Raw genomic sequence first — 9,240 nt, 5'->3', positions numbered from 1 at the left:
GTCAATGAGAGCGGTGAGGTGCCACGCCGGCAAAGCCCTTGGCAAGGTGCAGATATTGGGTTTCACTCAATGGCCCACAGGAAGAACGACCGATGTGTAATCTCTACTCTATGACCAGCAACGAAGCGGCCATCCGCGCACTTGCCAGGGTCCTCAAATCATCGGTCGGCAATCTGCCCCTGTTCGAGTACATCGGCGCCAATGGGTTTGGCCCTATTGTGCGCAATACCGGTGAGGGCCGCGAACTGGCCATGTGTCGCTGGGGTATGCCCTCTCCGCCTTTCACGCTCAAAGGCAAAACCTACGATTCCGGTGTCACCAATATCCGCAATACGGATAAGCCCTACTGGGCCAAATGGCTGACGGATCCCGCGAACCGCTGCCTCGTGCCGTTTACGTCCTTCTCAGAACCCGATCAGGTGTCAGGCAGCAATGTCATCCACTGGTTCGCGCAAAGCCCCGAGCGTCCCCTGCTCTTCTTTGCCGGCATCTGGACGCCTCAGTGGACCTCCGTGCGCAAGGTCAAGGATGGCGAGACGACGGATGATCTCTATGCCTTCCTGACCACGACCGCGAATGCCGAAGTCGGCGCGGTTCATGACAAGGCCATGCCCGTTATTCTGACGATGGGAGCGGAGCGCGATCTGTGGATGACGGGCGCATGGAGCGAGGTTCAGGCACTCCAGCGTCCCTTGCCCGATGGCAGCCTCAGCGTCGTGGCGACCGGACGGCGCAAGGACGGACCGCATCTGGATGAACTGCATACCCAGTCAGGTGGGGCCGACACACAGAGCGTCCTCCTTTAAGGATATCGACCAAGGCCTCCTTCGAAAAACAGAAAGACCTCACAGATGGGCTAACGCTTTTGTTCGGGGGCCTATCGAAAATCAAAAAGTCCCGTTTTGTTGACGGGCTTTGCGAACAGAGGTGAACGCCCACCAGTTGAGAGCCTCCCCCGTTTTAGCCTGATGGATCGCTGCGGCAAACACGTCCCAGACGCAGGGATCGTGCGCCACCCCCGTTTCCGATTGGAGTCTGCGGAAGAGTTCGTCCGGGTCGCATTGCGCAAGTTGAGAAACGGTTTCGATCTTTAAAACGGCTAAATCCTTGCGCGTTGCCGGCCCCACATTTCTGAGCTTTCTGAGATCATCCAAAACCTGCATTCACGCAACCTTGTCGCCAAAGCCAGTCACCAAATCGACTGAAGACAATGCCCTTGGACGGCATAGCCTCGAAAGCCTAACTGACTCAAGCGCCTAGGCCCGGAATGCGCCCAAGGCGGAAGTGGAACTGCGGGAATATCAACTTGACTAAAATCTACCCTAAAGCAGACGTCAAATTGTTTGAGATCCTAATTTCCCAACATGGGGCATTCGGTCGAACAGTATGCATGTCATTTCTCAACTTCGTATTGGTCGAGCAGGCGTTGCAACCGCTTACCTTCTGGTCGCAAAAGGCGCACATACCGGATGGTGTGTATAAGGCTCGATATCCCTAGAGCGGCGCCAAAAAGGATCGAGCCATGCACCACGTGGCGTAGCTCCATCTTGCCGACCGTATAAAGCTGCCACAGGCAAATCCCCAAAACCGCTATAAAGGCGATCAGCGCCACCGCCATCATGCGCGTTCTGGCTTGTGCAGTGCGGTTCTCATCAATTAGTGCCCGGAGAACTTCCGGCATGGTGTCGGTCGTGCGCGGGTGCGCATTCACATGCCGCCATTGTTGCCAAAGCCCCGAAAAAAAAGCCACCCACGAGACGACGAGCAGGGCGACGATCCCCCATTCACGAGCCAGATTAGCGATCTTGCCCACGGCTAAGGCATACAGAATCATACATGTCCATGTCGTTAGGGCGAGCCCAACCAGCCCCATACCGATTGTGACCTTGCGCCGCCGGTTTTTCAATGTCTTCAGCGTTGACTCCACGACATAGGCCTCGGCCACGTTGGCCTGACAATTGGCCTCACTCCGCCACAGGCGCTCAAGCGTATCAAAATCCATCAGATATCTCCCCGATAAGGGCTACCAGCCGCGCACGGGCACGGTTCAGTCGGACGCCAATTGTGTTTTCGCTCAAGCCATGCAACGCAGACATGTCGGCATAGGCCACGCCATCCAGCGACAGCAGCATTAGCGACCGGTCAACCGGCGCAAGCTGACGGATAGCGGTATAAAGCCTATCCAGGCTTTGTTGATCAGATTCACGGCAAGTATCCGCGGCCATATCTGCCAATTCATGCCGCGCATTGAAAAAACGAAGGCCCATGAGGGCATCGCGCCGTTTCCAGGTCAGGGCACGATTATGGGCCACGCGGTAAATAAAGGTCGCCGATGACGCCTCACCCCGAAAGGCCGGACGCGCCTTCCACACCGAAATCAGCAGTTCCTGCATGAGGTCGTGCTGATCAGCCGGGGCAGCGAAGGCACGGCTGATCCGCGCCAATCGACTCAGGTGCGGCGTTATCCATCCGGCAAAATCGTCGTCCGCGTCTGGCATAGGCTTCCTTTAGCGTACGTCTGTCGCCTTGGCGGCTTCACGCTCGGCCCTTAGCGCTTCGCGGTTGTTTTGCTGGAACGCGCCAGTGCTGAATCCATATACAAGGCCCGATATCGCCAGCGCTATCGCGATGAAAAAAACCACAAGGCGATGCTCTGGCTTAATAAAAAATCCCAACATGTCGGTCTCCTTTTTGATGTGTTGGGAGATTAGACGCACGCTTATCCGCGAAACTTACAGATCGTTGAAAATAATCTTCAGTCCTTCACGGTTGCAACCTTTACTCCTTTGCGACCAATGCGGAAGTCAAAACCGCCTTGATTCTTGCAGTGAGATTTTTTCCGAAAAGCTGACATTAGTAGCAGTGCAGGCCATTTCTAAGCTAAACCTAAGTGGCCTCCCGCTTCAAATGTAACGTATACTCCGTCGTGAGCGTCAGATCCGTAAACAATTTTATGTATCATTTGTAAGAATTGGCGCCCATCGGACGTCTAATCTCCACACACCTGGAGATTCAACATGCACCTGACCCGACGTACATTTTTCCCGGCCGCCTCTGCAGCGCTTTTGTTCCAGCCACAGGTATTCGCAGCGACCGAGAATTGGCGCATTACCCAAATGACCGCTACAGATGGTTCGATCTATTGGCAGACAGAGGGATGGGTCGATGTGCCGGCGTTTCGGGAGCAACGCGACGCTAAATTCAAGATCGCGTTTGTCCGCATTAGCTTCTCCGAGCCTGCCCCCAAGCCGAAGCGCTCCGCCCACCTCGTTCTGGCAGGAGGGCCCGGCGAATCTGGCGTCAGCCTCGTTACCAATCTGGCAAAGCGCGCGGGGAAAGCCGCCTTTGATCTCTTTGGGGGCGACATCGTCGGCATGGATCAGCGGGGGACGGGTCGATCAAGTCCAAACCTTGCCGTTAATCTCAAGTATGACCTGCCCCTGAATGAGCCCGGGAGCGTTGACGCCTGGCGAGCGCCAATGTCTGAGACCGTGATTTTGGCTAAGGCAAAAATTAAAGCGCAGGATATCGAGTTATCGGCTTTTAATTCTGTTGAAAGCGCCTGGGATATCGATGCCGTTCGCCGCGAGCTCGGCTATGACACGTTCACAGTCTGGGGCCGTAGCTATGGATCCCATTTGGCGCTTGCCTATCTGCGCCAATGCCCGGCGGCAGTGACTAAGTTGGTGCTAATCGGACCCGAAGGGCCTGATCACACATGGAAACTACCCTCACAGTTTGATGCTGCGCTATTTACCTTGGCTCGAAAAGCCGGATACCCGTCTCTTGAAAAAGACATCCGCACCGTTTTGAGCCGTCTGGCAGCTTCGCCGGTAACGGTTCCGATTGCAGCCACACCGGCAACCCTCGCCACTAACGTGACCATAGGTACGTTCGATGTCCAGTTGCTTACAGCTCAAGCCATGGGCGACTCACGTAGTTTGGTGGCTATCCCCGCCGCCTATGCCCGCATGCTCAGGGGCGAGTTTGATCAAATCGGACAGTTGGCCTTCATGTACCGACGCGCATTAAGCCTTCAGAATGCCATGAAACCCGCCATGGACATAATGTCGGGCGCGTCAAAGGAGAGGCTCGCACGCATAGATGCTGAGGCGTCTCAATCTATTCTCGGAAACGCTGCGGGATTTCCCGACTATCAGATGCAAGACGTGTGGAAGCTGCCTGATCTTGGCGATGCGTTTCGGGCACCTGTGGTGAGCGACATACCGGTATTGATACTTGCCGGCGACCTCGATCCTCGAACCCCCATACAAAATGCCCGTGACATTGCGCCTGACTTATCAAAATGCAAAATTGTCGAAGTCCTGAACGCCAGCCATAATTTCGATGTCTTCGGGTTAGCTCCAGTGCGCGCAGCAATAAAGACATTTTTAGCCGGTCTCGATGTGCCCTCGCAACTCACGCTGTCGGCCCTTAACTTCCCCTGAAATCATACCGGCGACCTGATCTGAAAGGCCCCAATCCGGTCATCAATACCCCAGCAAAAGATGATAGTATCGCCGACAAAGCGGACAATCGACTTTTAAGACGTTCGTTCTAACTAATGAGGTTCTGTCGCGTCAAAAAGGATCAGTTCGGTTTCTGATCGAAAGTAGCCGTATTCCGCTCAGCGGGATATTTGGCTCTATACGTGAGTATGTCCCCGAATGTTCCGACCCAGATATCAGGTTGCGTTTGTAGATAATTGAGAAGCTCCAGATGTGCCGAAGCCGGTACACTCAAGTATTCACCCCCGATGCCATGAAACTGGAAGACACCCATGCCTCCAACGGCTTGGACGTTTTTTACAAACGCGATCAAATCGCTCCCGGAAACCGTTACCACCATGTCAACTGATGCGCTTCGCCAGCCATTAATTTCGTCTTCTAGCCAGTCACCAGCTCGCGGCCGTGCGGCTATGCCTAAGCGACCGGGCAAAAGGCTAGGCGCTTCAATCCAAAACATCGTTCAACTCCAATTGCATGAAACAAAGCCATTAATCTCAATGGTGTCAGCAGCTTGAGCTGTCTGCCAATCATCAAATATGGCTCAGAGGTGCCCAATGCGGTCATGTCGCTGCCTTGTGGCTTAACGTCAGATCCCATTCACCTGCACGTCTTAGACCGGTCTTCAGCGGCCCAGTCAGCAAACGTGGCAGTCAGGTCGTCTGGCGCCACAGGACGACCGTCACTATCAACCAGGCTGACATAAACCGGGCGATCATCCGACTTTCGGATAATGGTCATGGGCGGGGGGCGATCATTACCGACCCAGCGCTCTGCCCACTGGCGCATAGCCAAGAAGGGCAGACGCAATGCTTGGCCCATCTCGGTGAGTAAATACTCCGGGCGCGGTCGGCAGCCGGCTATCTTGTAGCTTTGGCGGGTCATAATCCCTGCCTCAACCAGCTTCTTAAGGCGCGTGCTGAGGATATTGCGCGGAATATCCAGTTCGCTCTGAAAATCGTCAAACCGCCGGATGCCCAGGAGTGCGCACCTAACGATCAACAAGGACCAACGGTCGCCTAAAAAGTCGAAGCTGGCCGCAAGGTGGCAGTTGTTGAGATGAACGGGCGAGCGGTGGCGAAATGGGGGAGCTTCCATGTAAACACAATAACTGAGTTGCAAATGTAAATCCAGAGTGGTAAGCCTGAGTTCAATATATGAACTTAGATAACGATGAGAGGAGCAATGGATGTCGACATCCCTTGTGTGGCCTACCTTAGCGCTGGCAGGACTGACCTTTGGAGTTTGGTTGGTCTTGAGCCAACAACGACTGGCCCAGGTTCGGCGACACCCCCCGACTGCGGCGAATTTCGCCAATAGCGCCGCGGTTCAGCGCTATTTTTCCAGTGCCGAAAAGCCGACACGTAACCTCGCCAATTTGTTCGAGATGCCAGTGCTCTATTTCGCCCTGGTTCCAATGCTGATGCTCACTGGTCATGTGACTCTGACCCAAGTGGTGCTGGCATGGACGTTTGTCGGGCTGCGCGGCCTACACAGCGTTATTCATATCGGCCACAACCGGATCCGTGATCGAGCACGGGCATATCTCGCGTCCTGTGTCGTTCTGGCGGCAATGTGGATTGTGTGGCTCGTTGATTTGACCTTAGCCTCTCAGGGAACCTTCGGATGACCGCCTTTGTCCTGATCATCCATGATGTTGAAGATTATACCGCGTGGAAGGCTGTGTTCGATCAGGCGGCGGATATGCGGGCGCTTGCTGGCGAAAGGCATTATCAGGTTTTGACGGACCAGAAGCTCCCCAACAGGGTTGTACATTTTTCGCAGTGGACGTCGCATGAAGCTGCGCAGCGCTTTTTCCAGTCGCCCGAACTCGTCGAGATCAGAAAGTCTGCCGGTGTGAAGGCGCCAGACTTTATCTACCTGAATGAACGGGAGGCGGGCGACCTGGAAGTGTCTAGGGAGCAAGAAACCGAAGCCGGTGGAAACACTTAGGGCGCATGTCACAGTCAACCATTACCAAGCGCCTGACCGCGCCAGACGTGTTCGACAGGAAAGGCAATGAACGGCTTGTCGCCCTGACGGCCTATCATTTCCATTCGGCTCAGGCGGCCGATCCCTATTGCGATATCCTGCTTGTCGGGGACTCGCTCGGCAATGTCGTGTATGGCTTCAGTTCCACCTTGCCAGTAACACTCGAAATGATGATACAGCACGGGAGGGCTGTGGTCGCCGGATCATCTCGATCTATGGTCGTAGTCGACATGCCGTTCGGGACTTATGAGCGTTCGAAAGAACAGGCTTTCGATTCCGCGTCGCGCATTATGCAGGAGACCGGATGCGGCGCTGTCAAGATGGAAGGCGGACGCCATATGGCAGACACCATCGCCTTTTTGACGGCGCGAGGTATACCTGTCATGGGGCACGTCGGGTTAACGCCTCAATCCATTCACACCTTAGGCGGCTTTCGAGCACAGGGACGTAAGGAGTTAGAAGCACGGTCAAACGGTGCCAACGCTCCCGGTCCAATTGAGCAGGATGCCCTGGCTGTCGAACAGGCCGGTGCGTTTGCTATCGTATTAGAAGCCGTGGTCGAGCCCATCTCCCGACGAATTGTTCAGGCCTCACGCGCGCCCGTCATTGGTATTGGCGCCAGCGATGCTTGTGACGGACAGATTCTGGTTTTGGAAGACATGCTCGGCATGACACCCCGGACAGCGAAATTTGTCCGGCGGTTTGGCGATATTGGGTCGTCTATCCAACAGTCGATCGAAGCCTATGCGACGGCCGTCCGCGAGGGGTCGTTTCCATCTGCAGAGCATGTCTACGGCACAGCACCGGGAGGCAAGCGTTAATGAACGCCAAGAGAGAAGTCGCGGGATCGGTGGCACCCTGATCAACCCCGATGTAACCCGCAGCCACTGCGGACAGCCATGCTCTTTCCCGGCAAAGTCACCAATGTAACGTGTCGCAGCATCTAAAGCGGACATCACCAACGCCTGTGGTTTTTATTGGCTGAGACTCCATACACAACGGGAAACCTGTTGAGGGTATCGAGCGGTCTGAAATCACCACCAATCTGATACTTCCCATTGGCCACGCCTAGTAGATCGAAAGAGAAACCATGTCAGACAGCAAACCAGCCAGAACGACTCCGGTCATTGCCGCCGAAGTTCCTGCCCGTGCAACAGTATCCAGCTATCCAGAACCGTTTGCCGCTCGAATGGCGGGGCGCGAAAAAAGACAACTGGGGGATGCCTTCGGCCTGACGGTTTTTGGTGTGAATCTTACGCGACTGGCGCCTAACAGCGAAAGTGCGCTGCTGCACCGTCATTCGCGACAACAGGAGTTTGTCTATGTCCTGGCTGGAACCCCGACATTGATTACCGATCAGGGCGAGTTCCTCATGACGCCTGGGATGTGCGTCGGCTTCCCGGCAAACGGATTAGCACATCATATTGTCAACCATTCGGACGAGCAGGTCGAACTCCTCGAAATCGGCGATAGAAACTCCGATGACACCGGACATTACCCAAACGATGACTTGGTAGCGATACGGGTTATGCCGGATGGATGGGCCTTCACGCATAAAGACGGGAGCCCGTACCCAAGCCACAAGGCATAAGACAAGAGCTTCCTTCCGTGAATGAATCTTAATCGGAGAAAGCTGTGTTTGCGGCCTCGCCATCGGGAGGGGCCCCTGCGGCTTCTCTACTTTCCAAGAGCACGTGTGACAGGCACCATCCAACTATCCGACGTGAGTGCGGTCAAAGGGGGACGTTTTGAACAAGATGGACAGCTTTAACACCTACGCCCCCCGCGCCGGTAAACCGGCCTCCATCTTGTCGCGACGGTTGTTTCTGCTAAGCAAAGCCATAAGCGCTATGGCGAATGTCGCCTTTGCCACGCCTCAGGAAACGGGCTTCAGCGGCGCGGGGTTCCCGTAGAAATCGGCAAGGGCTATCGCATTACCTCGCATATTCTGGGAGATACCCGTAGGGTCAACATATCCTTACCCAACGAATATGCCGATCCGCCAGCGCCTTCTTGAGTTGATCGAAAAAGCCCTCTAGCCACAAGCTGGCCCGCCTTCTCATCCCCACAGCCCAGCATGACCAATAATTAAGTTGCGCCTTGGACGTTTGTGACGTTTCTCGAGCAGGTGAAACGGGGGTACGGCTGTGGCTAATTGTACATATTCCGCGATTGTGGCTGTGGCCATACTGTCGGCAACGGGTCCAGCCATTGCTGAGGACGCCGCAGGTGACTGGCTGGGGCAATTACCATCAGGCTTCAAGGTCCGGGTGCATATCGACCGGGCGCCGGACGGCCTGTCGGGAGCACTGATTAACGCCAGCGGCAATCGCACACGTCTCGATCAGATCAAGTCAGATGGGGCAAATCTGCAATTTCAGATCGATAATCTCGGCCTCAGCTATGATGGTGCTTGGAATGAGGATCGCAAAACCTGGCAGGGCACGCTAGCGTTCCAGGGCACTTATCCGCTTAGCTTTCATCGTGCAACGGCGGCAGAGTTCACGCCCAAGGTCCAGCGCCGACCGCAAGAGGACGCGATCTCCGCCGGTCCGCGTCCATACGCCGAGCGCGATGTGGTTTTCGACAACAAATCCGCCAAGTTGAGCCTCGCGGGCACGCTTACCCTGCCGGATGGAAAAGGCCCCTTCCCTGCGGTTATTCTTGTATGCGGTACAGGTCCGAACATGCGAGACGAAGACGTGGCAGGTCACAAAGTCTTCCTGGTGCTTGCCGATGCGCT

The 9,240-nt window shown here is 55.3% G+C and carries 12 protein-coding genes and 1 pseudogene; 7 read left to right on the top strand and 6 right to left on the bottom strand.

Features of this window, described 5'->3' with window-relative positions; genetic code table 11:
* Positions 1–92: 92 nt before the first annotated feature.
* On the top strand, positions 93–806 hold the full coding sequence (locus tag Q0072_RS20205; protein ID WP_298333547.1) for an SOS response-associated peptidase family protein: 714 nt from the start codon (positions 93–95) through the stop codon (positions 804–806).
* 81 nt (positions 807–887) lie between these two features.
* Here the strand turns inward: Q0072_RS20205 and Q0072_RS20200 are convergent, their stop codons facing one another.
* The 4 genes from Q0072_RS20200 to Q0072_RS20185 all read right to left on the bottom strand — a co-directional run bounded on the left by Q0072_RS20200 (position 888) and on the right by Q0072_RS20185 (position 2,678).
* Positions 888–1,163 (bottom strand): helix-hairpin-helix domain-containing protein, encoded by a 276-nt coding sequence (locus Q0072_RS20200; RefSeq protein WP_298333545.1) that lies wholly within the window; start codon positions 1,161–1,163, stop codon positions 888–890.
* Between the two features lie 230 nt (positions 1,164–1,393).
* Entirely contained in the window at positions 1,394–2,002 is a 609-nt protein-coding gene (locus tag Q0072_RS20195; RefSeq protein ID WP_298333543.1) for a hypothetical protein, read from the bottom strand.
* Positions 1,992–2,498, bottom strand: coding sequence for a sigma-70 family RNA polymerase sigma factor (locus tag Q0072_RS20190; RefSeq protein WP_298333541.1), 507 nt, complete (start codon positions 2,496–2,498; stop codon positions 1,992–1,994). The genes Q0072_RS20195 and Q0072_RS20190 overlap by 11 nt, the downstream gene beginning before the upstream one ends.
* Before the next feature lie 9 nt (positions 2,499–2,507).
* Positions 2,508–2,678, bottom strand: a complete 171-nt coding sequence (locus Q0072_RS20185) for a hypothetical protein (protein ID WP_298333539.1) — start codon at positions 2,676–2,678, stop codon at positions 2,508–2,510.
* Positions 2,679–3,017: 339 nt separating this feature from the next.
* Between Q0072_RS20185 and Q0072_RS20180 the strand changes: the two genes are divergently transcribed.
* Entirely contained in the window at positions 3,018–4,448 is a 1,431-nt protein-coding gene (locus tag Q0072_RS20180) for an alpha/beta fold hydrolase (RefSeq protein WP_298333536.1), read from the top strand.
* 142 nt (positions 4,449–4,590) lie between these two features.
* Here Q0072_RS20180 and Q0072_RS20175 read toward each other — a convergent pair whose 3' ends face one another.
* Together Q0072_RS20175 and Q0072_RS20170 are read right to left on the bottom strand one after the other, a co-directional pair.
* Entirely contained in the window at positions 4,591–4,965 is a 375-nt protein-coding gene (locus Q0072_RS20175) for a hypothetical protein (RefSeq protein ID WP_298333534.1), read from the bottom strand.
* 140 nt (positions 4,966–5,105) lie between these two features.
* On the bottom strand, positions 5,106–5,627 hold the full coding sequence (locus Q0072_RS20170) for a helix-turn-helix domain-containing protein (RefSeq protein WP_298333532.1): 522 nt from the start codon (positions 5,625–5,627) through the stop codon (positions 5,106–5,108).
* A gap of 67 nt (positions 5,628–5,694) precedes the next feature.
* Between Q0072_RS20170 and Q0072_RS20165 the strand changes: the two genes are divergently transcribed.
* The 5 genes and pseudogenes from Q0072_RS20165 to Q0072_RS20145 all read left to right on the top strand — a co-directional run.
* Positions 5,695–6,135: an MAPEG family protein gene (locus Q0072_RS20165; protein ID WP_298333531.1), complete on the top strand. Its 441-nt coding sequence runs from the start codon at positions 5,695–5,697 to the stop codon at positions 6,133–6,135.
* Positions 6,132–6,458, top strand: coding sequence for an antibiotic biosynthesis monooxygenase (locus Q0072_RS20160; RefSeq protein WP_298333529.1), 327 nt, complete (start codon positions 6,132–6,134; stop codon positions 6,456–6,458). The genes Q0072_RS20165 and Q0072_RS20160 overlap by 4 nt, the downstream gene beginning before the upstream one ends.
* A 5-nt stretch (positions 6,459–6,463) precedes the next feature.
* Complete coding sequence (panB, locus tag Q0072_RS20155; RefSeq protein WP_298333527.1) at positions 6,464–7,318, top strand: 3-methyl-2-oxobutanoate hydroxymethyltransferase; 855 nt, start codon at positions 6,464–6,466, stop codon at positions 7,316–7,318.
* A 269-nt stretch (positions 7,319–7,587) separates the two neighbouring features.
* Positions 7,588–8,088 (top strand): cupin domain-containing protein, encoded by a 501-nt coding sequence (locus Q0072_RS20150; RefSeq protein WP_298333525.1) that lies wholly within the window; start codon positions 7,588–7,590, stop codon positions 8,086–8,088.
* Between the two features lie 589 nt (positions 8,089–8,677).
* Positions 8,678–9,240, top strand: a pseudogene (locus Q0072_RS20145) (alpha/beta hydrolase); the annotation flags it as partial.

Source organism: Asticcacaulis sp. (assembly GCF_027484505.1).
Taxonomy (GTDB): Bacteria; Pseudomonadota; Alphaproteobacteria; order Caulobacterales; family Caulobacteraceae; genus Asticcacaulis.
The sequence above is the reverse complement of the archived record's forward strand: the minus strand, read 5'-3'. Positions and strand labels throughout refer to the sequence as shown.